The organism is Hydrogenophaga sp. (assembly GCF_965657535.1).
GTDB lineage: Bacteria > Pseudomonadota > Gammaproteobacteria > Burkholderiales > Burkholderiaceae_C > Hydrogenophaga.
Genome location: NZ_CBFHOP010000007.1, coordinates 75,119 through 101,004 on the forward strand (window position 1 = coordinate 75,119; position 25,886 = coordinate 101,004).

Annotated in this window: 20 protein-coding genes; 13 read left to right on the forward strand and 7 right to left on the reverse strand. The window is 66.7% G+C overall.

The window, feature by feature from the left end; translation table 11 throughout:
* Window positions 1-32 precede the first annotated feature (32 nt).
* The gene (locus ACTG4K_RS13415) at window positions 33-278 is read right to left on the reverse strand and encodes a metal-sensitive transcriptional regulator (RefSeq protein ID WP_304823040.1); all 246 of its coding nucleotides are present in this window, start codon (window positions 276-278) and stop codon (window positions 33-35) included.
* Between the two features lie 255 nt (window positions 279-533).
* Between ACTG4K_RS13415 and ACTG4K_RS13420 the strand changes: the two genes are divergently transcribed.
* Window positions 534-1,439 (forward strand): PPK2 family polyphosphate kinase, encoded by a 906-nt coding sequence (locus ACTG4K_RS13420; protein WP_439114719.1) that lies wholly within the window; start codon window positions 534-536, stop codon window positions 1,437-1,439.
* A 49-nt stretch (window positions 1,440-1,488) separates the two neighbouring features.
* Window positions 1,489-4,782, forward strand: a complete 3,294-nt coding sequence (icmF, locus tag ACTG4K_RS13425) for a fused isobutyryl-CoA mutase/GTPase IcmF (RefSeq protein ID WP_439114720.1) — start codon at window positions 1,489-1,491, stop codon at window positions 4,780-4,782.
* Window positions 4,783-4,810: 28 nt separating this feature from the next.
* Here icmF and ACTG4K_RS13430 read toward each other — a convergent pair whose 3' ends face one another.
* The gene (locus ACTG4K_RS13430; RefSeq protein ID WP_439114721.1) at window positions 4,811-5,899 is read right to left on the reverse strand and encodes a DUF6352 family protein; all 1,089 of its coding nucleotides are present in this window, start codon (window positions 5,897-5,899) and stop codon (window positions 4,811-4,813) included.
* 132 nt (window positions 5,900-6,031) lie between these two features.
* On the opposite strand from ACTG4K_RS13430, the gene rocF reads away from it, so the two are divergent.
* Window positions 6,032-6,949: an arginase gene (gene rocF, locus ACTG4K_RS13435; RefSeq protein ID WP_439114722.1), complete on the forward strand. Its 918-nt coding sequence runs from the start codon at window positions 6,032-6,034 to the stop codon at window positions 6,947-6,949.
* Between the two features lie 113 nt (window positions 6,950-7,062).
* On the opposite strand, the gene ACTG4K_RS13440 is transcribed toward rocF, so the two are convergent.
* On the reverse strand, window positions 7,063-7,362 hold the full coding sequence (locus ACTG4K_RS13440; protein ID WP_439114723.1) for an antibiotic biosynthesis monooxygenase family protein: 300 nt from the start codon (window positions 7,360-7,362) through the stop codon (window positions 7,063-7,065).
* Window positions 7,363-7,393: 31 nt separating this feature from the next.
* The gene (locus ACTG4K_RS13445; RefSeq protein WP_439114724.1) at window positions 7,394-9,025 is read right to left on the reverse strand and encodes a GMC family oxidoreductase; all 1,632 of its coding nucleotides are present in this window, start codon (window positions 9,023-9,025) and stop codon (window positions 7,394-7,396) included.
* Window positions 9,026-9,248: 223 nt separating this feature from the next.
* Between ACTG4K_RS13445 and ACTG4K_RS13450 the strand changes: the two genes are divergently transcribed.
* Together ACTG4K_RS13450 and ACTG4K_RS13455 are read left to right on the forward strand one after the other, a co-directional pair.
* Window positions 9,249-10,100, forward strand: a complete 852-nt coding sequence (locus tag ACTG4K_RS13450) for a 3-hydroxybutyryl-CoA dehydrogenase (RefSeq protein ID WP_439114725.1) — start codon at window positions 9,249-9,251, stop codon at window positions 10,098-10,100.
* A 191-nt stretch (window positions 10,101-10,291) separates the two neighbouring features.
* Window positions 10,292-10,834 (forward strand): hemerythrin domain-containing protein, encoded by a 543-nt coding sequence (locus ACTG4K_RS13455; protein ID WP_439114726.1) that lies wholly within the window; start codon window positions 10,292-10,294, stop codon window positions 10,832-10,834.
* 16 nt (window positions 10,835-10,850) lie between these two features.
* Here ACTG4K_RS13455 and ACTG4K_RS13460 read toward each other — a convergent pair whose 3' ends face one another.
* Window positions 10,851-11,606: an SDR family NAD(P)-dependent oxidoreductase gene (locus ACTG4K_RS13460; RefSeq protein WP_439114727.1), complete on the reverse strand. Its 756-nt coding sequence runs from the start codon at window positions 11,604-11,606 to the stop codon at window positions 10,851-10,853.
* Between the two features lie 161 nt (window positions 11,607-11,767).
* Between ACTG4K_RS13460 and gorA the strand changes: the two genes are divergently transcribed.
* Entirely contained in the window at window positions 11,768-13,174 is a 1,407-nt protein-coding gene (gene gorA, locus ACTG4K_RS13465) for a glutathione-disulfide reductase (RefSeq protein ID WP_439114728.1), read from the forward strand.
* On the opposite strand, the gene ACTG4K_RS13470 is transcribed toward gorA, so the two are convergent.
* Window positions 13,171-14,448, reverse strand: a complete 1,278-nt coding sequence (locus ACTG4K_RS13470) for an MgtC/SapB family protein (protein ID WP_439114729.1) — start codon at window positions 14,446-14,448, stop codon at window positions 13,171-13,173. The two genes, gorA and ACTG4K_RS13470, sit on opposite strands and share 4 nt — an antisense overlap.
* A gap of 64 nt (window positions 14,449-14,512) precedes the next feature.
* Between ACTG4K_RS13470 and ACTG4K_RS13475 the strand changes: the two genes are divergently transcribed.
* The 6 genes from ACTG4K_RS13475 to ACTG4K_RS13500 all read left to right on the forward strand — a co-directional run bounded on the left by ACTG4K_RS13475 (window position 14,513) and on the right by ACTG4K_RS13500 (window position 22,114).
* Complete coding sequence (locus ACTG4K_RS13475; protein ID WP_439114730.1) at window positions 14,513-16,009, forward strand: AMP nucleosidase; 1,497 nt, start codon at window positions 14,513-14,515, stop codon at window positions 16,007-16,009.
* 21 nt (window positions 16,010-16,030) lie between these two features.
* Complete coding sequence (locus ACTG4K_RS13480) at window positions 16,031-17,155, forward strand: mechanosensitive ion channel family protein (RefSeq protein ID WP_439114731.1); 1,125 nt, start codon at window positions 16,031-16,033, stop codon at window positions 17,153-17,155.
* A gap of 128 nt (window positions 17,156-17,283) precedes the next feature.
* A complete protein-coding gene (locus tag ACTG4K_RS13485) occupies window positions 17,284-18,789 on the forward strand; it encodes an efflux transporter outer membrane subunit (RefSeq protein WP_439114732.1) in 1,506 nt (501 codons plus the stop codon).
* A 30-nt stretch (window positions 18,790-18,819) separates the two neighbouring features.
* The gene (locus ACTG4K_RS13490) at window positions 18,820-20,154 is read left to right on the forward strand and encodes an efflux RND transporter periplasmic adaptor subunit (RefSeq protein WP_439114733.1); all 1,335 of its coding nucleotides are present in this window, start codon (window positions 18,820-18,822) and stop codon (window positions 20,152-20,154) included.
* Window positions 20,151-20,903 (forward strand): ABC transporter ATP-binding protein, encoded by a 753-nt coding sequence (locus ACTG4K_RS13495; protein ID WP_439114734.1) that lies wholly within the window; start codon window positions 20,151-20,153, stop codon window positions 20,901-20,903. The genes ACTG4K_RS13490 and ACTG4K_RS13495 overlap by 4 nt, the downstream gene beginning before the upstream one ends.
* 2 nt (window positions 20,904-20,905) lie before the next feature.
* Window positions 20,906-22,114 carry an ABC transporter permease gene (locus tag ACTG4K_RS13500; RefSeq protein ID WP_439114735.1) on the forward strand — a complete coding sequence of 403 codons (1,209 nt, stop codon included), beginning with the start codon at window positions 20,906-20,908 and terminating at the stop codon, window positions 22,112-22,114.
* Between the two features lie 12 nt (window positions 22,115-22,126).
* On the opposite strand, the gene ACTG4K_RS13505 is transcribed toward ACTG4K_RS13500, so the two are convergent.
* Window positions 22,127-23,362, reverse strand: a complete 1,236-nt coding sequence (locus ACTG4K_RS13505) for a class I SAM-dependent methyltransferase (RefSeq protein ID WP_439114736.1) — start codon at window positions 23,360-23,362, stop codon at window positions 22,127-22,129.
* Window positions 23,363-23,595: 233 nt separating this feature from the next.
* On the opposite strand from ACTG4K_RS13505, the gene ACTG4K_RS13510 reads away from it, so the two are divergent.
* Window positions 23,596-25,845, forward strand: coding sequence for a protein-disulfide reductase DsbD family protein (locus tag ACTG4K_RS13510; protein ID WP_439114879.1), 2,250 nt, complete (start codon window positions 23,596-23,598; stop codon window positions 25,843-25,845).
* Window positions 25,846-25,886: the final 41 nt, after the last annotated feature.

The following is a 25,886-nucleotide window of genomic DNA, read 5'->3' on the forward strand; positions in this document are numbered from 1 at the left end:
CGTCAAAGTCTCGGTTAAAGCCCAGTGCAGGCTCAGGAAAAGCGGGCGAGCATATCGGCCACATCATCGGGCGGCACGTCGCCTTGCGCAATGACGCAGCCCACCATGGTGAAAAAGGTTTTGTCGAGTGCCTTGCGGGCTGCGGCCAGCTGCTGGGCCACTTTCTCGCAGTCGGCATCGGTCTCGATCAACTTCTGGATACCGCGCAACTGCCCCTCAACACGCTTAAGGCGCAGCACCAGGGCACGTTTGCGTTCGGGGTCGTGTACGGTGGTCATGGTGGTTCCTGGTTGCGGGGTTTTGCACGCTCTGACGGGCTTTTGCTGGACTCAAACATACCCCATCAAATATTTTAATGCGGTGGTTTTTCCGAGCGGGATGGTGCACAGTGGGTGCCTTGCGCCGCGCGTGCGCTGGGTCCCCTTTTTCGCCAAACCGGGTTACCATTAACGTTTACGTAAACGTCAACGAAAAACCCCCTATTGGGGGCATGTGCCCTCGGGCCACGACGCCACACACCCGCAACGAAACGCATGTCCAACACCAGCGAAGCCCAACGCCCCGCCCTGCCGTTTCCCCCTGCGGCCATTCAGGCGACCAAAGGCAGCCTGTGGCACAGCTGGCAAGTGCCACCCTGGACGGACAAAAACGGCAACGGTCACAAGGCCGTGCCCCTGACTTCGTTTGACCCGGGCGCCAAGCCCTTTTCCAGCGGGAGCAAAGCGGCCGATCAAGGTGCCGTGCAAACCATCGCCGAGCAACTGGACCGGTTACAAAACCTGTTTTATGCCGACGGGCGCCACAAGCTGCTGCTGGTGCTGCAAGGCACCGACACGTCGGGCAAAGACGGCACAGTGCGCGGCGTTTTTTCACGCTGCAGCCCGCTGGGCGTGCACACCGTGGGCTGGAAAGCCCCGACCGAATCCGAGCGCGCGCACGACTACCTGTGGCGCATTCACCAGAAAGTGCCTGGGGCAGGCGAGATCATGGTGTTCAACCGCAGTCACTACGAAGACGTGCTGGTGCCGGTGGTCAATGGCTGGATCACCCCCGAGCAAACCCGCCAGCGTCTGGCCCACATCAACGACTTCGAGCGCATGCTGGCCGAGACCGGTACCGTGATCCTCAAGTGCATGCTGCACATCAGCAAAGATGAGCAGCGCCAGCGCCTGCAAGACCGCATCGACGACCCGGACAAACACTGGAAATTCAGCCGGGGCGACCTGGATGACCGCAAGCAATGGGACGACTACCAGCGCGCCTACGAGGTGCTGCTGAACGAAACCAGCACGCCGTGGGCGCCCTGGACGGTGGTGCCTGCCGACTCCAAAACCCACCGCAACCTGATGATCGCCACCCTGGTGCGCGACACCCTCAAAGCACTGAACCTGCGCTACCCGCCCGAAGACCCGACCCTCGCCGGCCTGCGGGTGACCTGAAGCCGCCCGCAGCCCCACCGCATTCCCACCCCAAAAAGAGAGAGACACCATGAGCAACCTGTCCGCCGAATACCAGGCCTTGGCCAACTACCGCCCCACCAACAAGGTGCGCTTTGTCACCGCAGCCAGCCTGTTTGACGGCCACGACGCGGCCATCAACATCATGCGGCGCATTTTGCAAGGCATGGGCGCCGAGGTGATCCACCTGGGGCACAACCGCTCGGTGGACGAGGTGGTGACGGCCGCACTGCAGGAAGACGCCCAGGGCATTGCCATCAGCTCCTACCAGGGCGGCCATGTGGAGTATTTCAAGTACATGGTGGACCTGCTCAAGAGCCGGGGCGGCGAGCACATCCAGGTGTTTGGCGGCGGCGGCGGCGTGATCGTGCCCGACGAAATCCGCGAGCTGCAGGCCTACGGCGTAGCCCGCATTTACAGCCCCGAAGACGGCCAGAAAATGGGCCTGGCCGGCATGATTGGCGAAATGGTGATGCGTTGCGACCAAGACATCAGCGCTTTCGCCCCGACCGAGACCTGCGCCATTGAAGGCCAGACCGAAATGCATTGGCGCGCCCTGGCGCAGCTGATCACAGCGCTGGAGAACGACAAAGCCGACGTCGCCCTGGTGCAGCGCATCCGCGCCGAAGCGGCCACCAAAAAAGTGCCCGTGCTGGGCATCACCGGCACCGGCGGCGCCGGCAAGTCCAGCCTGACGGACGAACTCATTCGCCGCCTGCGGCTGGACCAGGACGACGCGTTGCGCGTGGCGGTCATTTCCATCGACCCCAGCCGCCGCAAGAGCGGTGGCGCGTTGCTGGGCGACCGCATCCGCATGAACGCCATTGCGCCTTGGCAAAAAGGCCAACGTGTCTTCATGCGCTCACTGGCCACACGCGACTTTGGCAGCGAGATCAGCGCCGCCCTGCCCGACGTGATCGCCGCCTGCAAGGTCTCGGGTTTTGACGTGATCGTGGTGGAAACCTCGGGCATTGGCCAGGGCGACGCGGCCATCGTGCCGCATGTGGACGTGCCCATGTACGTGATGACGCCCGAGTTTGGCGCCGCCAGCCAGCTCGAGAAAATCGACATGCTCGACTTCGCCGAGTTCGTGGCCATCAACAAGTTTGACCGCAAGGGCGCCAGCGACGCGCTGCGCGACGTGGCCAAGCAGGTGCAGCGCAACAAGGAAGCCTGGACCACGCCCACCGAGCAGATGCCGGTGTTTGGCACCATGGCCGCACGCTTCAACGACGACGGCGTGACCGCGCTGTACCAGGCGCTCAAAACGCGCCTGGGTGCGCTGGGCCTGCCACTGACCGAAGGCCGCCTGCCGCGGGTGGCGGTGCGCCACAGCACCAACCAGACCCCCATCGTGCCGGGCGCGCGCACGCGCTACCTGGCCGAAATTTCTGACACCGTGCGCGGCTACAAAAAGCGCGCCCGCGAGCAAGCCCGCCTGGCCCGCGAAATCCAGCAGCTCAACGCCAGCGCGCAGATGCTTCGGGTGGAAAAGCCCACCCGGGCCAAAGCCGCCGAGGCAGTGATCGACCTGGCCCAACAGCGCGAACTCGACCAGGACCCGGCTGCCCGCAAGCTGCTGACGCAATGGCCCGACATGCAAAAAGCCTACGCGGGCGACGAGTACGTGGTGAAGATCCGCGACAAGGAAATCCGCACGGCACTCACCACCAAGAGCCTTTCGGGCACCACCATCCGCAAGGTGGCGCTGCCCACGTTTGAGGACCATGGCGAAATCTTGAAGTGGCTGATGCTGGACAACGTGCCCGGCAGCTTCCCCTACACCGCCGGCACCTTCGCCTTCAAGCGCGAGGGCGAAGACCCGACCCGCATGTTTGCCGGCGAAGGCGATCCGTTTCGCACCAACCGCCGCTTCAAGCTGCTCAGCGCGGGCACACCCGCCAAGCGCCTGAGCACCGCGTTTGACTCGGTCACGCTCTACGGTAACGACCCCGATCCGCGCCCGGACATTTACGGCAAGGTCGGCAACTCGGGCGTGAGCATTGCCACGCTAGACGACATGAAGGTGCTCTACGGCGGCTTCGACCTGTGCCACCCGGCCACCTCCGTGTCGATGACGATCAACGGCCCCGCCCCCAGCATTCTGGCGATGTTCATGAACACCGCCATCGACCAGAACCTGGAGAAATTCAAAGCCGACAATGGCCGCGACCCGACCGACACCGAAGCCCAGAAAATCCGCGAATGGGTGCTGGCCAACGTGCGTGGCACGGTGCAGGCCGACATCCTGAAAGAAGACCAGGGCCAGAACACCTGCATCTTCAGCACCGAGTTTTCGCTCAAGGTGATGGGCGACATTGCCGAGTATTTCGTGCACCACGACGTGCGCAACTTCTACTCGGTCAGCATCTCGGGCTACCACATCGCCGAAGCCGGCGCCAACCCGATCAGCCAGCTGGCGTTCACGCTGTCCAACGGCTTCACGTTTGTCGAAGCGTATCTCGCGCGCGGCATGCACATCGACGACTTCGCGCCCAATTTGTCGTTCTTCTTCAGCAACGGCATGGACCCGGAATACACCGTGCTGGGCCGCGTGGCGCGCCGCATCTGGGCGGTGGCCATGCGCGACCGCTACGGCGCCAACGAGCGCAGCCAGAAGCTGAAATACCACGTGCAGACCAGCGGGCGCAGCCTGCACGCGCAAGAAATTCAGTTCAACGACATCCGCACCACGCTGCAGGCGCTGATTGCCATTTACGACAACTGCAACAGCCTGCACACCAACGCGTTTGACGAAGCCATCACCACGCCCACCGAAGAGTCGGTGCGCCGGGCCATGGCGATCCAGCTCATCATCAACCGGGAGTGGGGCCTGGCCAAAAACGAAAACCCGAACCAGGGCGCCTTCATCATCGACGACCTCACCGAGCTGGTGGAAGAAGCGGTGCTGGCCGAGTTCGAAAAAATCGCCGAACGCGGTGGCGTGCTGGGCGCCATGGAAACCGGTTACCAGCGCGGCAAGATCCAGGACGAGTCGATGCACTACGAAATGCTCAAGCACACCGGCGAATACCCGATCGTGGGCGTGAACACCTTCCGCAACCCGCACGGCGACGCGGTGATGGACAAGCTGGAGCTGGCCCGCTCCACCGAAGAAGAAAAACAAAGCCAACTGGAACGGCTGGCCGACTTCCACACCCGCCATGCGGCGCAAGCCCCAGCCATGCTCCAGCGCCTGCAGCAGGCGGTGATTGAGAACAAGAACGTGTTCGAGGTGCTGATGGACGCGGTGCGCTGCTGCTCACTGGGCCAGATCACCAGCGCGCTGTTTGAGGTGGGCGGGCAGTACCGGCGCAATATGTGAGCGCGTGACCCACGTGCCCGGCCCGACCTCAGTCGGCCCGGGCCAGTGGCAAATTCAGCAGCAGGTTTTGCGGCTTCAGTTTCAGCAGGCCGTCGGCCGTCATGGCCAGACCCAGGTACACCGGCTTGCCCTGCACGTCGGCGCGCATGTGTTGCGGGTCGTCAAACCGCAGCTTGAACAAACTGATCAGCCGCTGCTGGCGCTCGGGCGCCACGGTTTGGCCTGCGTACAAGTCGTTCAGCAGTTGGGTGGATTCCACGTCCAAGCCCAGGTGCCAGCGCCAGGCGGGGTCTTCAATGCGCGATTCGGCCTGAATTTTCACCCCCAAGCCCAGAAAATGCTGCACCCACTTCTCCAGCACCTGCGCCAGCGCCTTCAGGCCCGACTGGGCACGGTTCATGGTCAGCGTCAGGCCGTGCGGCAGCTCGCGCTGAATCTCGTGCGTCAGGTCCAGCAAAAAGTTGAACCGCCCCACGCCGGCCAGGCTGTTCATGTAGCGCCCGGCGCCGTCTTCGCCCAGCACTTCCATTTGCACCGTGGGCAGTGAAGCGCCGCTCTGCATCAGCAGCCGGCCCACCGAACCCAGCCCGCCGGTCTCGTGGGCCATGTCCAGCACCTCGCTGTCGCCACTGAGCACGCGGCCGTCTTGCACGCTCACGCGTTGGCGGCGAAACAGCATCTCGGCTGCGCGCCATGGCCAGGCGTCGGGTTCGTCCTGCAGCAGGTTGCACACAATGGCCTGCACCATCAGATCCAGGAACAAAGGCGGCACCGAAATGGCACCGGCCTTGAAGAACCCGGCGTAAGCCGCCTCCAGCGAACCGGCTGCGATCACCGCATCGCGAAAGCTCAGAAACAGGCGGTGGTTGGCGCGCGCGTCGTCATCTTCCAACGCGTCCAGCTCGGCGGCCGGTACCGGCCGCGTGGGGTCGGCCATGAGCGCGGCGTGCAAGGCCTGCTCGGCCGGGCAAGACTCTTCTACCAAAGCCAGTTCGGGCCGGCCTAGCCACAGGCGCCAGTAGGCATCGGTCGGGCTGAGCCAGCCGCGGGGCGTGCGTTCCAGCAGCGCAAAGCCACAGGGAGACCAGATGGGAAGAGCAGACGGAAACAGGGCCATGTGAAGGTGCAGGCTGCGGTTGAAAAACGTGAGCGATTGTGCGTTACCCGTGCAGCGGGCGTGCGGCGGGCCAAAGTCACCGCGCGCCCCAGGGGGTTGGGTGCTTCACACCTCACGCATCACAATAGCGCGATGCAACACCCCATCAGTCTTATTGGCGTCCCCACCGACATTGGCGCAGGCGCACGCGGCGCGTCCATGGGGCCCGAAGCGCTGCGCGTGGCGGGCATCCAGGCGGTGCTGGAAAGCCACGGCCTGCAGGTGACAGACTGCGGCAACCTGAGCGGCCCGGCCAACCCCTGGCAACCGCCCACCGAAGGCTACCGCCACCTGGCCGAGGTAGCGGCCTGGAACCAGACCCTGCACGAGGCGGTGCACGCCGAACTGGCGCGGGGCCACATGCCCATCGTGCTCGGTGGCGACCACTGCCTGGGCCTGGGCTCCATCAGCGCCGTGGCGCGTCACTGCCGCGAGACCGGCAAAACCCTGCGCGTGCTCTGGCTCGACGCCCACGCCGACTTCAACACGGCCGCACTCACGCCCAGCGGCAACATCCACGGCATGCCGGTGGCGCTGCTGTGCGGCCGGGGGCCGGCGCTGCTCACCGGCATTGGCGGCCACACGCCGGCCATCGAAGCCAGCGTGGTGCGCCAGATCGGCATACGCAGCGTGGACGCCGGCGAAAAGCGCCTCGTGCACGAAGCCGGGCTGGAGGTGTTTGACATGCGCTATATCGACGAAATGGGCATGCGCCACACCATGGAACAGGCCCTGATGGGCATGGACGACAACACGCACCTGCACGTGAGTTTCGACGTCGACTTTCTGGACCCCGAGATCGCCCCCGGCGTGGGCACCACCGTCCCCGGCGGCCCCACCTACCGCGAAGCCCAGCTGTGCATGGAAATGATTGCCGACACCGGACGCATGGCCAGCATGGACGTGATGGAGCTCAACCCGGCGCTGGATGTGCGCAACCGCACCGCGCTGCTGGCGGTGGATTTAATCGAGAGTTTGTTTGGCAAGTCGACGCTGATGCGGAAGAAATAGGTTCCCCCCGCGCCGCCTGCGGCGTCACCCCCCAGGGGGCGATGCTTGCGGCCTGGCAAAGCCAGTTCCGCGGCATCCTGGGTTTCGGTGTCGCGCGCCGGATGCGGTTGGGATCAAGTCTTGCCGACCAGCTCCAGGTGTTCGACCACCGGCGGCTGCGCAAAGAACGGCCCCACGATGCTGCGCCATTCGGCAAACGACGGCGACTGGCGAAAGCCCACGGTGTGGTCTTCCAGCGTGTCCCAATAAATCATCAAGATGTAGCGCCCCGGGCTCTCGATGCTGCGGTTGACTTTGTAGCCCTTGAAACCGGTGGCCTGGGCAATCACGGTGCTCGCGCCGCGCAGGATGGCGGCTTCAAACTCGGCTGAGCGGGCGGGGTCGATGCGGATGTCGGCGTGTTCGAGGATCATGGTGGCTCCGAAAAAAGAGGTTGTGCCAGCGTCAGACCAGCGCGGCTTGACGGTCTTCCCGAATCATATCCACCGCTTTTTCCGCCACCATGATCACCGGGGCATTCGTGTTGCCGCCCACCACGCGCGGCATGACCGACGCGTCCACCACACGCAGGCCCGCCACACCGTGCACGCGCAGGCGGGCGTCCACCACGGCCAGGGCGTCGGTGCCCATGCGGCAGGTGCCCACCGGGTGGTAGATGGTGTCGGCGTGGTTGCGCACGAATTGTTCAATTTGCGCATCGCTCTGGGCCGATCGCGAGGCGGCGGACTCCTGGCCGCCGTGGCGAGCCAAAGCGGGTTGCTGCATCAACTCGCGCACGCGCTTGAAACCGCGCACGAGGCGGGCCACATCGTCCGGGTCTTTCAAAAAGGCCGGGTCAATCAGCGGCGCCACTTGCGGGTCGGCACTGGCCAGGCGCAGCCTGCCCCGGCTCTTGGGCCGGAGCAGGCACACATGGCACGAATAGCCGTGGCCAAACACGGTTTTGCGGCCATGGTCCACCAGCTTGCCCACCACAAAGTGCAATTGCAGGTCGGGTATGGCTTCGTCGGAGGCGCTCTTGATGAACCCCCCCGCCTCGGCAAAGTTGCTGGTGAGCGGCCCGCTGCGCGCACGGCGCCACTCAGCGATGCCCTTGAGCGTGGTCACCATGCCCGGCAGCGACAGGCCAAACAGGTCGGTCAACTTCGGGGCGTTCACCACCATCACCACGTCGGGGTGATCGTGCAGGTTCTCGCCCACGCCGGGCAGGTCGTGCAGCACATCAATGGCCATTTCGCGCAGGTGCTCAGCCGGGCCAATGCCCGAGAGCATGAGCAACTGCGGCGAACCAAAAGCCCCCGCGCTCAGCAGCACCTCGCCGCCCGGTTTCAGGCGCAGCGTTTGTGGTGCGCCCCGCCCGCCGTTGGGCCGGTATTCCACCCCCACGGCGCAGGGCTGGCTGTTCACGGTTTCCACCAGCACCCGGGTAGTGAGCGCGCTGGTGATCACCGTCAGGTTGGGCCGCCCCAGGTGGGGCGTGAGGTAGCCCTTGGCGGCGCTCCAGCGCTCGCCGTTTTTGTGCGTCACCTGGTAGGCGCCCACGCCTTCCTGATCGGAGCCGTTGAAGTCGGCGTTGTGCGCGTAGCCGGCTTGCTGGCCGGCTTCGATGAACGCGGGCAGAAACGGGTTGGGGCTGCGCAGGTCCATCACGTTCAGCGGGCCGCCCTGGCCGTGCAGCGCGTCGGCGCCGCGCTCGTTGTGCTCGGCGCGCTTGAAATAGGGCAACACGTCGGCATACGACCAGCCGGGATTGCCCTGGGCAGCCCAATGGTCGTAGTCTTGCGCATGGCCGCGGGCGTACACCATGGCGTTGATGGAACTGGAGCCGCCCAGCACCTTGCCGCGCGGCTGGTAGCCCCGGCGGCCGTTCAGCCCCGGCTGCGGCACGGTGTTGTAGCCCCAGCCGTTGAGCTCAAACTTGGCCATCAGGGCCAGGCCGGCGGGGCAATGAATGAGCACGCTGCTGTCGGCCGGACCGGCTTCGAGCAGCGCCACGCGCACGGCAGGGTCTTCGCTCAGACGCCCCGCGAGCACGCTGCCCGCCGAGCCGCCGCCAACGATGATGAAATCAAACATGAGATCTCCAGGAAGTGCCGCACCAAGCGCCGGACCGGACGAATCGAACCGCTGTCATGCCCTTGCAAGATGGGGCGCGACAATCAACGGCTAAGTTAGCACGCAGGCCTGCGAGCCGATAGACGCGCCCGCCTAGGCGTGACGCATGCGTGACCCAGCGTGCCAGCCCCCAGCGCACACGCGCTGGACAATTCTTTTTTTGAAACACACAGGAGTGAACCCTATGAGCAGCATCCAGACCGTCGGCATTATTGGCTCGGGCACCATGGGCAACGGCATTGCGCAGGCCTGCGCCACCAGCGGCATTCAGGTGGTGCTGGTCGACATTGCCCAGGCGGCGGTGGACAAAGCCATGGCCACCGTGGCCAGCAGCCTGGACCGGCTGATCAAGAAAGAAAAAATGACCGCCGCCGAAAAAGACGCGGCGCTGGCCCGCATCAAAGGGTCGACCCATTACGAAGACCTCAAGGGCGCCCAACTGGTCATTGAAGCCGCCACCGAAAACGAGGCGCTGAAGGTCAAAATCTTGCAGCAGCTGGACGGCTTGCTGGGTGCCGACGTGATCGTGGCCACCAACACCAGCTCCATCAGCATCACCAAGCTGGCCGCCGCCACGCAGCGCCCCGACCGCTTCATCGGCATGCACTTCTTCAACCCCGTGCCCATGATGGCGCTGGTGGAAATCATTCGCGGCCTGCAAACCAGCGACGCCACGCACGACGCCGTGAAGGCACTGGCCGAAGCCCTGGGCAAGACGCCCATTACCGTGAAGAACGCGCCCGGCTTCGTGGTCAACCGCATTCTGGTGCCCATGATCAACGAGGCTTTCTTTGTGCTGGCCGAAGGTCTGGCCACACCGCAAGACATCGACGCCGGCATGAAACTGGGCTGCAACCAGCCCATTGGCCCGCTGGCCCTGGCCGACATGATCGGCCTGGACGTGTGCCTGGCGGTGATGAACGTTTACATGGCCGAGTACAACGACAGCAAATACCGCCCGGCCCCGCTGCTGAAAGAAATGGTGGCGGCTGGCTGGCTGGGCCGCAAGACCGGGCGCGGCGTGTTCACTTATTGACTCCCCCCGCGCCGCTTCGCGTCACCCCCCAGGGGGCGATGCCTGCGGCCGGGCGAAGCCCATCCTGCGGCATCCTTTGGCGCAGAGCCCCCGCGCTGGCCGCCGGTGGCGCAGTTTGTTTGCGCCAGATCAAGCTGCTGCGGCGCAGCATTTTTATGATGAACCCAACTTTCACTGCCCAGGGGTTTTTCATGAACGCTGCTGCCCGCACCCAACCGTCGCTCGCTGTTTTTGAGTTTCTTGACAGCACCCACCGCGAGATTCAGCAGCAGCTGCAACAGCTGCACACGCTGGTGGACGCGATTGAAAACAATGGCCTGAACCAGGCCAACCGGGAACAGTCCCGCAGCGTGCTGGCCTACTTCAACGGCGAAGCGCGCCAGCACCATCTGGACGAAGAAAAGCACATCTTTCCCGCACTGCTGAACAGCCAAAACGCCGAGCTGGTGCAGGCCACCGAACACCTGGTGCAAGACCACGGCTGGCTGGAAGAAAACTGGATTCAGATTGCGCCCAGCCTGGAAGCCGCCACCCACGGCAACCTGTGGTTTGACACCGTGGAACTGCGCCACGCGCTGGAGGTGTTTGAAGCCCTTTACCTCGACCACATCGTGCTGGAAGAATTGATCGCCTACCCGGCCGCCAAACAGCGTCTGGCCAGCTTGGACACGGTGGGCATGGGCCGTGAAATGGCCAAACGCCGGGCACTCAAAAACATGCCGTTGCCCGTCTGACCCGCGCGCGCTCAGCTCACCAAGGCACCTCCACCCCCCGGTGGTCAAAAAACCCGCCCGAGCTGCCCGGCGGCAAGCCGTCCAGCACGCCCAGCAGCTCGACCGCCGCCACGTCCGGCGGGCGCACCTGCAGCCCGGACTTGGCAAAGGGTTGAGACAGCGCCGTGTCCACCGTGCCCGGGTGCAGCGCCACGCACAGCGCGTCTCGGTTGCGCCGCGCCAGTTCAATGGCCGCCGTGTGCACCAGCTGATTGAGCGCGGCTTTGGATGCTCGGTAGGCATACCAGCCGCCCAGCGCGTTGTCGCCAATGCTGCCCACCCGCGCCGACAAAAACGCCGCCACACAGCGCCCCTGGCGCGGCAGCAACGGCAAAAAGTGTTTCATCACCAGCGCCGGTCCGATGGCGTTGACGGCAAAGCTGTGCGCCAGGGCGTCGGCGTTCAGGTGCTGCCACGAACGCTCGGGCTCGGCGCGCTGGCCGCTGGCGGTGGTGCCGTGCAAAAACCCGGTGGCCACGACCAGCCGGGTGAGCGCCAAACCGGTTGGGCTCAGCTGCGCCGCCACATGCTGCGCACAAGCAGCCACCGTGGCCTCGGCGGCGTAGTCCAGCGCAGGCTGGGTTTGCCGCCCCAAGGCCAGCACCGTGCTGCCCTGCGCGCGCAGCTGCGCCACCAGGGCCGCACCAATGCCGCCGGTGCCTCCCAGCACCACACTCAGGCCGGGTTGTGGGGTCGCCTGATCGGTGGGCGCGGAGGCAGGGGTCGGGTTCATGGGCGCATTATGGGCAGACAGCGTCAGCGCGCGTTGGCCCGCACACCCAAGGCCCCTGCCGACAGCCGGCCATGACAGGCCTCAATGCAGCGGCACCGATGGCCGCTTAACATGAAGCCCCTCACCGGTTGCCGTGAGGCCTGTTTTGCCAAGGATTTGAGATGAGCACGTTTGACTTCGACCTCTTTGTGATTGGCGGCGGCAGCGGTGGCGTGCGCGCTGCCCGCATGGCTGCCCAGCGCGGCGCCCGCGTGGCCCTGGCCGAGACCCTGGGGCAAGACGGCCTGGGCGGCACCTGTGTGAACGTGGGCTGCATCCCGAAAAAGCTCTACAGCTACGCAGCGCACTACCACGATGGCTTTGAAGAAGCACGCGGCTATGGCTGGGAACAAGACAGCGCACCGCGCCTGAACTGGTCCACCCTCAAAGCCAACCGCGCCAAAGAGATCAGCCGCCTCAACGGGGTTTACGGCAACTTGCTGCGCGGCTCGGGCGTGACCGTGTTCAACGGCTTTGCCCGCATTGACGGCGAGCACGCCATCACACTGGCCACGCTGCACGCCGACGGCAGCCCCGGCCACCAGCATTTCACCGCCAAAAACATCCTGATTGCCACCGGCGGCACGCCGCATGTGCCGCACTTTGTAGGGCGCGAACACGTCATCACCTCCAACGAGATTTTTGACCTGGAGCCTTTCCCGCAGCGCCTGCTGGTGGTGGGCGGCGGCTACATTGCCTGCGAATTTGCGTCCATCTTCAACGGCCTGGGCGCCCAGGTAACACAGCTGTACCGGGGCGAACAGATATTGCGCGGTTTTGACGACGAGATTCGCCACTTCGTGGCCGCGGAAATGCTGAAGTCGGGCGTGGACCTGCGTCTGAACGCCGGCGTGGTGGACATCCAGAAGACGGACGAAGGCCTGCGTGTGGAGCTGGAAGACGGCAACGTGGTGATGGCCGACGCGGTGCTGTATGCCACCGGCCGCGTGCCCAACGTGCAAGGCCTTGGGCTGGACACCGTGGGCGTGGCCCAAGGCGGCCAAAACGAGGTACTGGTGAACGCGTACTACCAGACCAATGTGCCCAGCATCTACGCCGTGGGCGACGTGACCAACCGCGTGCAGCTCACCCCGGTGGCGCTGGGCGAAGCCATGGTGGTGGTGGACCAGCTGTTTGGCCCCGCTGCAGGCAAGCCCCCGCGCGACATGAGCTACGACTTCATCCCCACCGCCGTGTTCACCCACCCCAACATCGGCACCGTGGGTTTCAGCGAAGCCGCAGCGCGTGAACAGTTTGGCCAGGTCACCATCTTCCGCAGCGAGTTCAAGGCGCTCAAGCACACGCTCTCGGGCAGCAGCGAGCGCACGCTCATGAAGCTGGTGGTGGACACCGCGACCGACCGCGTGGTGGGCCTGCACATGGTAGGCGCCGATGCGGGCGAAATCGTGCAGGGCTTCGCCGTGGCCCTGAAAGCCGGCGCCACCAAGGCCGTGTTTGACAGCACCATCGGCATCCACCCCACCGCGGCCGAAGAGTTTGTAACGATGCGCGAACCGACCCGGAACTAAGCGCGCGCCAGCCAGTAAATGCCGGCTGCGCCCAACGCCATGTGCCCCCACAGGCCGGGCGCCAGCCAGGCCAGGTAGCGCCAGCCGCCAGCAAGCCCGGCAGACACGCTTTTGCCTCCGGCGTGCGCCAGCAGCGCCAGCACCACCGCCCACACTGCGGCACCACCCGGCAGCGGCTCGCCCGACGCGAACACCGCCGCCACCGCAGCGTGCAGGTCGGCCAGCGACGCCAGGGCCGAGCCCAACAACAGCCCTGTCGAGCCCAGCCAAAGCGTCAGCGCGTACACGCCGGCCTGGATGCCACTGAGCAACGCGGCCACGCCTGCCGCTGCCCAGAGGCTGAACAGGCGGTCTTCGTCTGGCTCTGTCAGGACGTCGGCGGCACGGGGCGCGCCATGCACCATCCACCCGCCCCAGGCCAGCGCCAACACAGCGGCGGCCAGCGATGGCAGCCACAAAACCGGCAGCCAGGCCGGTTGCACCGCAGCGGCCACCAGCAGCACCTGCAGCTGGGTGGACACACAAGACAGCAGGCCACCACCGGCCAGCAACCGCACGTCGGCAGGTCGCTCGCGCACCGCCAGTCCCAGCGTGGCAATGGTGGCCGTGCTGGAAACAAAGCCCGAAGCGAGCGCCGAAAACGCCACCGCGTGCCGCGCCTGCAGCAAGCGGCGGCTCAGGTGGGCCAGCGACTGCACACCCAGCAGCAAGGCCACCAGCTGCACTATTCCCTGCGGGTTGAGCACCGGCCCCCACAGCGGCCGGTTGGGCACCAGCGGCAGCGCCATCAGCACCAGCGCCGCCAGGATGATGCCGTCGCGCACCTCGCCCGGGCTGAGCCACTGGCTGGCAAAGTGGTGCAGCCGCTGGCGGCCCGCCAGCAAACCCGTCAGGCCCACCGCCGTGGCCGCCGCCAGCGGCAGGCTCCAAGCGCAAAGCACCCCGATCAGGTAGGTCAGCAGCAGCGCCACTTCGGTGGTCGCGCCGGGGTCGTCCGAGCGGTCGCGCCAGTAGGCCATGGCCGCCAGAGCTGCCACCAGCGCCGCACCCGTCACCACCAGCCCGGCCAGCTGGGTGAGCGCGGCCAGGGCGCCGACCACACAGGTCAGCGCAAAGGTGCGCAAACCGGCAAACGCTCGGTGGGGACCGCTGCCCTTGCGCCGTTCCCGCTCAACGCCGATCAGCAAACCGCAGCCCAGCGCCGCGGCCAGCACGGCCACCGCACCGGCCGGATCGGCGGGCAAGCCCATGGCGGCGGTTTCGGAATTGAACATCGGGTTGTGGGCCGTTGCGGGCGCTCATAGGCGGGTTGTCATGTGGCGGCGCCACAATAGCGCCATGCACAAGACCCCCGACTTTACCGCCCCGGTTTTCTTTCGCGAACCCGCCGCTGCGCTCGCGCAGGTGCAACGCATCTACCGTGACAACGTCGAATTTCTGCGCAGTGCCATGCGCGGCTTTGTGGCGGGAGAAGATTTCAGCAGTGCGCGCGTGCGCGCCTGCTACCCGTTTGTGCGGCTGCACACCCACAGCGTGTCGCACCAGGGCACGGGGCCACAGAGTCGCCTGAGCTACGGTTTTGTGGCTGGCCCTGGCCGGTTTGAAACCACCCTCACCCGGCCCGACCTGTACGCCCACTACCTGCTCAGGCAGTTTGAACTGCTGCTGGCCAACCACGGGGGCGAGCTTGAAGTGGGCACCAGCACCCAGCCCATTCCCATTCACTTCTCGTTTGCCGAACACGACCATGTGGAAGGCAGCCTGAGCGCGCAGCGCCGCGCCCTCATGCGCGACGTGTTTGACCTGCCCGACCTGGCCGCCATGGACGACGGCATTGCCAACGGCACGCACGAGCCGCGCCCCGGTGAGGCCCAGCCGCTGGCCCTGTTCACCGCGCCGCGGGTCGACTATTCGTTGCAGCGCCTGCGCCACTACACCGGCACCGCGCCCGAGTGGTTTCAAAATTTCGTGCTGTTCACCAACTACCAGTTCTACATCGACGAGTTCATCCGCCTCGGCCATGCCGAGATGGCCAAGCCCGACAGCGAGTACATCGCCTTCGTGGAGCCCGGCAACGTGGTGACACGCCGCGTCGATCTGCCCCAGGAAACAGGCGACGACCTGGGCGCCCCACCCCCACGCCTGCCGCAAATGCCGGGCTACCACCTCATGCGCGCCGACCGCAGCGGCATCACCATGGTCAACATCGGCGTGGGCCCGGCCAACGCCAAAACCATCACCGACCACATCGCCGTGCTGCGCCCGCACGCCTGGCTCATGCTTGGCCACTGCGCCGGCCTGCGCAACAGCCAGCAACTGGGCGACTACGTGCTGGCCCACGCCTACGTGCGCGAAGACCATGTGCTCGACGAAGAACTGCCGCTGTGGGTGCCCATTCCGGCGCTGGCCGAAATCCAGGTGGCGCTGGAAGCCGCCGTGGCCGACGTCACCGGCGTGGCCTCCGCCGAACTCAAGCGCATCATGCGCACCGGCACCGTGGCCAGCACCGACAACCGCAACTGGGAACTGCTGCCCGACAACAAGCCCCAGCGCCGCTTCAGCCAGAGCCGCGCCGTGGCGCTCGACATGGAAAGCGCCACCATCGCCGCCAACGGCTTCCGGTTTCGCGTGCCCTACGGCACCCTGCTGTGCGTGAGCGACAAACCGCTGCACGGCGAGATCAAGCTGCCCGGCATGGCCAACCACTTCTACCGCGAGCGGGTGGACCAGCACCTGCGCATCGGCATCCGCGCCGTGGAACTGCTGCGCCAAGGCGGCGTGGGCCAGTTGCACAGCCGCAAGCTGCGCAGCTTTGCCGAAGTCGCGTTTCAATAAGCCCCGCAAGGCAGAAGACCCATGAACGACATTGCGCTGCGACTTCAGCAGGACACAGGCCTGGAGCTTTGGCTCGTCACGTTGCTGGCCATTGGCTTCTTGACGCTGCTGGCCAACCAGGCCGTGCGCCTGTTGCTCAGGCACGCCGCCCGCTGGACCCAGCACACCGCCAACCACTGGGACGAAGCGCTGCTGACCGCCGCCAGCAAACCGCTGCGGCTGATTTTGTGGCTCATCAGCCTGGGCTGGATGGCCCGGGTGCTCAACACCCAATGGCCCAACCCCGAGCTGCTGGCCGACGCACTGCAATGGCGCAACATCGGCATCGTGGTCTGCGTGGCCTGGATGCTCTGGCATTTTGTGGGCGAGGTCACGCAAACCAGCATCCAGCGCGGCACCCGAGACGGTGGCGACTTCGACGTCACCACCGCCACCGCCCTGAGCAAGCTGGTGCGGCTGGTGGTGTTTGTGGTCACGGTCATGACCATCGCCCACACGCTGGGCTTTCAGATCGGCGGCCTGCTGGCCCTGGGCGGTGTGGGCGGTATTGCCGTGGGCCTGGCCGCACGCGATCTGCTGGCCAATTTCTTCGGCGGCCTCACCATCTACCTCGACCGCCCGTTCAGCGTGGGCGACTGGATTCGCTCGCCCGACAAGAGCCTGGAAGGCACGGTGGAATACATCAGCTGGCGCCACACCCGCATCCGCGCCTTCAACAAAAACCCCATTTACGTGCCCAACGCCGTGTTCACCACCATCGTGGTGGAAAACCCCTCGCGCATGAGCCACCGCCGCCTGAAAGAAACCCTGGGCCTGCGCTACGACGACTTCGCGCAGGTGGAAGGCGTGGTGGCCGATATCAAGGCCATGCTGCTCGCCCACGAGGGTATCGACACCACGCAAACGCTGATCGTGAACTTCAACGGCTTCGGCGCCAGCTCGCTCGACATCATGATCTACGGCTTCACCAAGACCACCGTCTGGGTCGAATTCCACGCCATCAAGCAAGACGTGCTGCTGCGCATCGGCCACATCGTGGCGGCACACGGCGCTGAAATTGCTTTTCCCACCCAGACGCTGCACCTGGCTGGAAGCGCAGCAGACCCTCGGCCCGATGCCGAGGCCCCACCGCGTGCAACCCCTTGAAGACGGCTACCGCCCTGGCGGCTTGACGCCCCCGGTGCTTTACCGGAACTTCACCCCACGCTCACGCTCTGTTGTGTGCGCTTGCGCACAATGGAGGCGCTGCATACAACGTATGCTGAATGAACAACATGAACTCCCTATTGACTCCCCCCTCACAGAACCGGCGGCCGGGCCTGGCTGTGGCCCTGCTGGCTGGTGTGCTGCTGTCGGGCTGCGCCAGCCTGGCGCGGCCCGACGCGGCCTTGCCTGAAACCCCCACGCCCGCCGCGTGGTCTGGCGCGGCCACGCCAGCGGCTCCGGGGCAAGCCGCCACCGATCTGGCGCTCTGGTGGCAGCGCTTCAACGACCCCACACTCACCACGCTGGTGACCGAAGCCCTGCAAGCCAACACCACCGCGCGCAGCGCGCAGGCGGCGCTGCTGCAAGCGCGTGCGCAGCGCGATGTGCAGCAAGCGGGCATGGGGCCTTCGGTGGGGGCCTCGGGCTCGGCGCGGCGCGGCAAGTCGGGTGGCAACGACGCCACCAACAGCTTTCAGGCCGGGTTTGACGCCAGCTGGGAGCCCGATGTGTTTGGCGGCAACCGCGCCGCGCTGAGCGCGAGCGAGGCCGAGGTGCAAGCGTCTGCCGCGAGCCTGGCCAACGTGCAGGTGTCGTTGGCGGCCGAGGTGGCGGTGACCACCATTGAACTGCGCAGCCTGCAGACGCGGCTGGCCATTGCCCGCCGCAACCTGGCGGCGCAAACCGAAACGCTGCAAATCACGCGCTGGCGCGGCCAGGCGGGCCTGGTGTCGTCGCTGGACGTGGAACAGGCCGTGGCCGCCAGTGAACAAACGGCGGCGCAAATTCCGGCGCTGCAAACCAGCATCACCCAGGCGCTGAACAGCCTGGCGGTGTTGACCGGCCAGGCTCCGGGCGCACTGCAAGGCCGGCTGGCCACCGCCGCCCCGGTGCCGCAAGCGCCGACCGAGCTGGCCCTGGCCCTGCCGGCCGAAACGCTGCGCCAGCGGCCCGATGTGCGCACCGCCGAGTACCGCGTGAGCGCCGCCCTGGCGCGCGTGGCGCAGGCCGACGCGGCGCGCTACCCCAGCTTTCGGCTCAGCGGCTCGCTGGGCCTGAGCGCGCTCACGCTGGGTGCGCTGACCAACGGCGCGTCGGTGGCCAACTCGTTGCTGGCCAGCGTGTCGGTGCCGCTGTTTGACGGTGGCGCGGCCCGCGCCCAGGTGCGCTCGCAAGAGGCTGCACTGGAGCAGGCCCGCCTGGGCTACCAGACCACGGTGCTGACCGCGCTGAAAGACGTGGAAGACGCGCTGGTTTCGCTGCAAGGCAACCGCGAGCGCCTGGCCCGGCTGCAGGCCGCCAGCGCAGCGGCGGTCAACGCCGAGCTGCTGGCGCGCCAGCGCTACGAAAGCGGGCTGATCGACTTCCGCGCCGTGCTGGACACCCAGCGCACGCTGCTGTCCACCCAGGACAGCGTGGCCAGCACCCAGGCCACCCTGAGCGCCGACATGGTGCGCCTGTACAAGGCCCTGGGCGGCGGCTGGGCCGGCCCCGCCAAGGCCGATCGCGCAGCCGATGCGAGCCCTTCTGACGGTCTCACCACCAGCCCCATGGCCCGCCCTGCCGCCAGCCGCTGAGTCCGCCCAACCCCACACCGTTTCTTGCCCATGACCACCCCGAACACTCCCACCCCGGCGGCTCCGAACAAAGCGGCGGCCAACCTCAACACCTTGCTGGGCGACGACAAGCCAGCGCCATGGTGGCAACGCCCGTCGCTCTGGCTGGGCGTGGCTGCCGTGCTGGTGGCGGCGGGTGGCATCTACTACTGGCAGGCGCAAAAGCAGACCAGCGCCGCACCGGTCTACGTGACCGAAGCCCTGCGCAAGGGCAACCTCACGCTCACCGTGTCGGCCAACGGCACGCTGCAGCCCACGCGTGCGGTGAACATTGGCAGCGAACTGTCGGGCACGGTCAAGCGCGTGCTGGTGGACGTCAACGACCGCGTGAAAACCGGCCAGGTGCTGGTGGAGCTGGACACCGCCAAGCTCAACGACCAGGTGCTGCGCTCTAGCGCGGCGCTGGCGGCGTCGCAGGCCCAGCTGGCCCAGGCCCAGGCCACGGTGAAAGAAGCCCAGTCCAACCTGGCGCGTTTTGAAGAGGTGGCGCGCCTCTCAGGCGGCAAGGTGCCGTCGGCTGCCGAGCTGGACACCGCCCGCGCTGCCGTGGAACGCGCCGTGGCCTCTGAGGCCAGCGCACGCGCCAACGTGGCCAGCGCGCGCGCCACGCTCGCCACCGACGAAACCAACCGGTCCAAAGCCTCGATCCGCTCGCCGATTGACGGCGTGGTGCTCTCGCGCTCGGTGGACCCGGGCAACGCCGTGGCGGCTTCGCTGCAGGCCGTCACGCTGTTTTCGGTGGCCGAAAACCTGTCGCAACTGCGGCTGGACGTGAACGTGGACGAGGCCGACGTAGGCTCAGTGAAAACCGGCCAGAAAGCCAGCTTCACCGTGAGCGCCTACCCGTCGCGGCGCTACCCGGCCACCATCAACCGCGTGGCTTTTGGCTCCACCAAGACCGACAACGTGGTGACCTACGTGACCACGCTCGACGTGGACAACACCGACCTGAGCCTGCGTCCGGGCATGACGGCAGCGGCCACCATCGTGGCCGTCGAACGCAATGGGGTGCTGCTGGTGCCCAACACGGCGCTGCGCTTCTCGCCCACCACCACCACGGACAACGGCGCCGCGGCGGCGCCGAGCAGCAGCATCTTGTCCAAAATGATGCCGCGCATGCCCCGCAGCACCACCCCGCGCAGGGCCACCGAAACCAACGGCGGCGCGCCGGGCCTGCGGCAGATCTGGGTGCTCAAAGACGGCCAGGCCGTGGCGCAGGCCGTGAAGACCGGCATCAGCGATGGCCGCAACACCGAGGTGAGCGGCGAGGGCTTGAGCGAAGGCATGGCCATCATCACCGACCAGCGCAATGGAGTCAGGCCATGAGCGATGCCGACCGACCCCTGATCCGGCTGCGCGGCGTCACCAAGGTGTACGGCGAAGGCAGCACCGCGTTTCAGGCGCTCAAAGGGGTGGACCTGGACATTCAGGCCGGTGACTTTGTGGCCATCATGGGCCCCAGCGGCTCGGGCAAATCCACCGCCATGAACACGCTGGGCTGCCTGGACACGCCCACCACCGGCACCTACGAGTTTCAGGGCGTGCAAGTGCAGTCGCTCAGCCGCGACCAGCGCGCCCGCCTGCGCCGGCGCTACCTGGGCTTTGTGTTCCAGGGCTTCAACCTGCTGGCGCGCACCTCAGCCCAAGAAAACGTGGAACTGCCGCTGATTTACCGCGGTGAGCCGGCCGCCGAACGCCACGCGGCCGCTGCCCGCGCGCTCGACTCGGTGGGCCTCAAAGGCTGGGAACACCACACGCCGGCCGAGCTCTCGGGCGGGCAACAGCAGCGCGTGGCCATTGCCCGCGCCATCGTCACGCAGCCCGCCGTGCTGCTGGCGGACGAGCCCACCGGCAACCTGGACACGCAGCGCAGCAAAGAAATCATGGAACTGATCTGGCGCCTCAACGCCGACCACGGCATCACCGTGCTCATGGTCACCCACGAGGCCGAGATGGCGGCGTACGCCAAGCGCATCGTGCGTTTTGTCGACGGCGTGGTGGCCAGCGACACGCCCAACCCGCACCCCGCCGGTCTGCACGAAGCCACAACCCCAACCAGCGCCGAGGTGCACTGACCATGTGGCTCAACACCTTGCTGCTGGCGCTGCGCTCCATTCGGCGCAACCTCATGCGTTCGTTCCTCACCATCCTGGGCATCGTCATTGGCGTGAGCGCGGTGATCACCATGGTGACGCTGGGCAACGGCGCCACGCTGGCCATACAAAACCAGATTTCGGGCCTGGGCACCAACCTGCTGCAGGTGCGCCCCGGGCAGCGCATGGGCCCGGGCGGCAGTGGCGCCAGCGTGCCCGCCTTCAAAGACACCGACGCCGACGCCATTGCCAGCCAGATCGGCGGCATTCTGGCGGTGGCGCCCGAAGCGCGCACCGGCTCCACCGTGGTGGCCAACGGCCGCAACTGGACCAGCAGCATCATCGGCAGCACCAACGAATGGCTGATCACCGGCAACTGGAAACTCAGCGAAGGCCGCGGCTTCAGCGACGACGAACTGCGCGCCGGCTCGGCCGTGTGCATCGTCGGTGAAACCGTGCGGCGCGAGCTGTATGGCCAGCGCCCCGCCCTGGGCGACCAGCTGCGCGTCAAACAGATTTCCTGCGAAATCATCGGCATCCTGGCGTCCAAAGGCCAAGGCGCTTTTGGCAACGACCAGGACGACATGGTGCTGGTGCCCCTGAAAACCCTGCAGCGCCGCCTGACCGGCAACACCCGCGTGAACACGCTGCTGGTGTCCATGGCCGACGGCAGCGACGCCAACCGCGTGAAGGCCGGCATCACCCAGCTGCTGCGCGAACGCCGCAAACTGGCCGACACCGACGAAGACAACTTCAACGTGCTCGACACCAAGCAGCTGGCTGAAACGCTCTCGGGCACCACCAAGGTGCTGACCACGCTGCTGGGCGCCGTGGCCGCCGTGAGCCTGCTGGTGGGCGGCATCGGCATCATGAACATCATGCTGGTGAGCGTGACCGAGCGCACCCGAGAAATTGGCCTGCGCCTGGCCATTGGCGCGCTGGAGCGCGAGGTGCTGCTGCAGTTCCTCATAGAAGCGGTGGTGCTGGCCGCGCTGGGCGGGCTGATCGGCATCGTGCTGGCCACGGCGGCGTCGATCGGCTTGTCGGCGGTGATGAACGTGCCCTATGTGTTCAACCCCGGCGTGAACCTGCTGAGCTTCGTTTTTTCAGCCGGCATTGGCGTGCTGTTTGGCTACTTTCCGGCGCGGCGCGCGGCGCGGCTGAACCCGATCGACGCGCTGCGCCACGAGTGAGCGCGCTGGCGCTCAGCGCCCCGCGTACATCCACTGCCGCGACCACGGCAGGCCTTGCGACGGCTGACCCGCCGGGCGGCACAGCACCTGGTAGATCGACACCTCGTCGTTGTCAAAAGCCCAGGCGCAGCCGGCCAGGTACACGCGCCAGATGCGCCAGCGGCGCTCATCCACCAGCGGCTTGATGCGCTCGGTGTGGGCCTCAAACGCATCGGCCCACAGTTGGGTGGTGCGCTGGTAATGGCGGCGCAGGTTTTCCACGTCAAACGCTTCCAGCCCGCCTTCTTGCAAGCAACGCAGCACGGTGCCAATGTGCGGCAGCTCACCACGCGGAAACACGTAGCGGTCAATGAAATGCCCGCCACCATGGCGGGTTTCGCCGTCCAGGGCATCGGTGCTGGTGATGCCGTGGTTCATGGCCCAGCCGTCGGGCTTGAGCAGCTGGCGCATGTGCCCAAAGTACGGCGTCAGGTGGTCCAGCCCCACGTGTTCAAACATGCCGACGCTGGTGATGCGGTCAAACGGCGCGTCGCTCACGTCGCGGTAGTCCTGCAGCCGAATGTCGATGCGGTCTTGCAGCCCAGCGGCGCGCACGCGCTCGCGTGCCAAGTCGTACTGGTTTTGCGACAGCGTCACGCCCACGCACTGCGCGCCAAAGTGCTGCGCAGCGCGCAACACCAGCGCACCCCAGCCGCAGCCAATGTCCAGCAGCCGCTGGCCGGGCTGCAGCCGGATCTTGTTCAGGATGTGGTCGATCTTCTTGGCTTGCGCAGCGTCCAGCGTCTCGTCGCCCTGCTCGAAATACCCGCACGAATACACCATGCCCTCGCCCAGCCACTGCGCGTAAAACGCGTTGGACACGTCATAGTGGTACTGAATGGCCTCGCTGTCGCTCTCGCGCGTGTGGCCAAAGCGGCGCCGGATGCGCCCCATCAGCCTGTGGGGCATGCCTTCAGGCTCGGCCGTTTCGGCCAGCCGGTGTGCCACCGCCAGCATGTCGGCCAGCGGGCCGTCCACGTCGATCAGGCCCTCCACATAGGCCTGGCCCAGCGTGTCCAGCCCGGGGTCTATCAGCAGCGGCAGGGCCGCGGGGTCACGCACCCGTATTTCCACCTGCGGCCGTTCAAACTCGCCGAGCACCAGCGAAGACGCACCGCGCTCACCCCAGCTCAGCCGCACCGGCAGGTTCACCCGCGTCTTGACCCGTTTGGCCCAGGGCAACAAGGCATGTTCCAAGATCGATCCCATCGGTACCGCTCCTCGTGCATCTGACGAACCGCTTTTTTAACGAAACCCGCCCGGTTTGTGAACCCCTGGGCCGCCCAGCGCCGCCGCCTCGCTTGAGCGGGCGCAACGCGGTTGCAATGGGTGCCCCTGCCAGCACAGCATGTAAGCGCTGCCTTATATTCAGCGGACTCACAGGAACTCGCCAACCCCAGGCGGCTCCTACACCGCCACGCCTTACTAACCGACCACCCGTGATGTTGTCCACCCCGTTCAAAACCGCCGCCACCCACCCCGCAGCATTCGGGCGGTTCAGCGGCTGGCTCGCTGCCTGCTTGCTGGCCTGGACGGTGGCGGTGCTGCTGGCGCCCAGCGCGCAAGCGCAGGGTTTGCTGTCGGCCACGGCAAACACCACGGTGGTGCAAACCGAGCAGGTGCGCGCCGAGTTGCTGGCACACGCGCCCGACGGCGCTGCACCGGGCCAAACGGTGTGGGTCGGCCTGCAGCTCACCCACCAGCCGCATTGGCACACCTACTGGAAAAACTCGGGCGACTCGGGCCTGCCCACCGAACTGCAGTGGACACTGCCCGCCGGCGTGCGCGCGGGCGACATCGCCTGGCCCACCCCCCGCAAATTCCCGCTCGGCACCTTGGCCAACTACGGCTTTGATGGCACCGTGCTGCTGCCCGTGCCCCTCACCATCGAGCCGGGCTTTGCCGGCACCCATGTCGACGTGAAGCTCTACGCCGCCTGGCTGGCCTGCCGGCAAGAATGCATTCCCGAAGAAGGCAACTTCACGCTGCGTATTCCCGTGCAGGGCTCCACCGCGCTGCACGGTTTGGCCTTTGAAGCCGCGTGGGCCGCCGCCCCCGCCAGCCAGCCGGCAGCCGGCAGCACCCTCGCGCCCGAAGCCGGCTGGCTCAACGTGTCGCTGGCCGGCCTGCCCGCCGCCTGGCGCGGCCAGCCGCTGGAGTTTTTCCCTGAAACCACCGGTCTCATTGAACCCGGCGCCGCCTGGACCCAAGCCTGGACCGGCGAGCGCTGGACCGCCCGGGTACCGCTCTCGCCGCACCGTGCCGACAGCCCGGCCCAGGTGCCGCTGGTGGTGGCGCTGGCCAACCCGCCGGGCTCAGGCCCTGGCAGCCCCGGTGTGCGGCTGGATGTGCCGGTGCAAGGCGCCTGGCCTGCCGCTGCCCCGCTGCCCGCCGCCGTGCCCGACGCCCTGCAAGCGGCGCTCGACGCCAACGCCGCCCGCGCCGCCACCGCGCCGGCAGCGCCCAGCGGCCCACCCATCACGATCTGGGCCGCGCTGCTCGGCGCACTCATTGGCGGCGCCATCCTCAACCTCATGCCCTGCGTGTTCCCGGTGCTGGCCATCAAGGTGCTGGCGTTTGCCCAACATGCCGACGACCGCGCTGCCCACCGCGCCAACGGCCTGGCGTACACCGCCGGCGTGGTGCTGTCGTTTCTGGCGCTGGGCGGCCTGTTGCTGGGCTTGCGCGCGGCTGGCGAGCAGCTGGGCTGGGGCTTTCAGCTGCAAAGCCCCGGTGTGGTGGCCGCGCTGGCGGTGCTGTTTACTTTGATCGGCCTGAACCTCGCCGGCCTGTTTGAATTTGGCAGCGTGCTGCCCAGCCGCGTGGCCAGTCTGCAGGCGAAAAACCCCACCGCCGATGCGTTCCTGACCGGCGTGCTCGCCACCGCCATCGCCTCGCCCTGCACCGCGCCGTTCATGGGCGCCTCGCTGGGCCTGGCCATTGGCTTGCCCACGGTGCAGGCGCTGGCCGTGTTCGGCATGCTGGGCCTGGGCATGGCCTTGCCCTACCTGGCCGCCAGCTGGTGGCCGGCCATCGCCCGTGCGCTGCCCCGCCCCGGTGCCTGGATGAACACCTTCCGCCAGCTCATGGCCTTTCCCATGTTTGCCACCGTGGTCTGGCTGCTGTGGGTGCTGGGCCAGCAAAGCGGCATTGACGGTGCAGCCGCCCTGCTCCTGCTGCTGGTGGTGCTGGCGCTGCTGGTGTGGGCGCTGGGCCTGCGCGGCAAGGGCCGCAGCGTGCTGGCGGGCTTGTCGCTCGCGGGCCTGCTCTGGCTGGGCTGGGCTGTGGGCCCCAACGTGACCCGCATGGCCGACGCCGCACCCGGTGCCGCCGTGGCCACCGCTGTGGAGGGCCTGAGCTGGCAGGCCTGGAGCCCCGAACGCCAGGCCGCCCTGCTGGCCGAAGGGCGCCCCGTGTTTGTCGACTTCACCGCCGCCTGGTGCGTGACCTGCCAGTACAACAAACGCACCACCCTGGCCGACGCCAGCGTGCTCGCCGACATGGCCGCGAAAAACGTGGCCCTGCTGCGCGCCGACTGGACCCGCCGCGACCCCACCGTGACCGCCGCGCTGGCCAGCCTGGGCCGCAACGGCGTGCCGGTCTACGCCCTGTACAACAACGGCCGGGCGCCCAGCGTGCTGTCCGAGGTGTTGCGTGTGGACGAGGTCCGAGAGGCCCTGAAAGCGCTGTAACGCCAACCCACTGGACACTTGCCAAGCCACCGTTCTTCTGC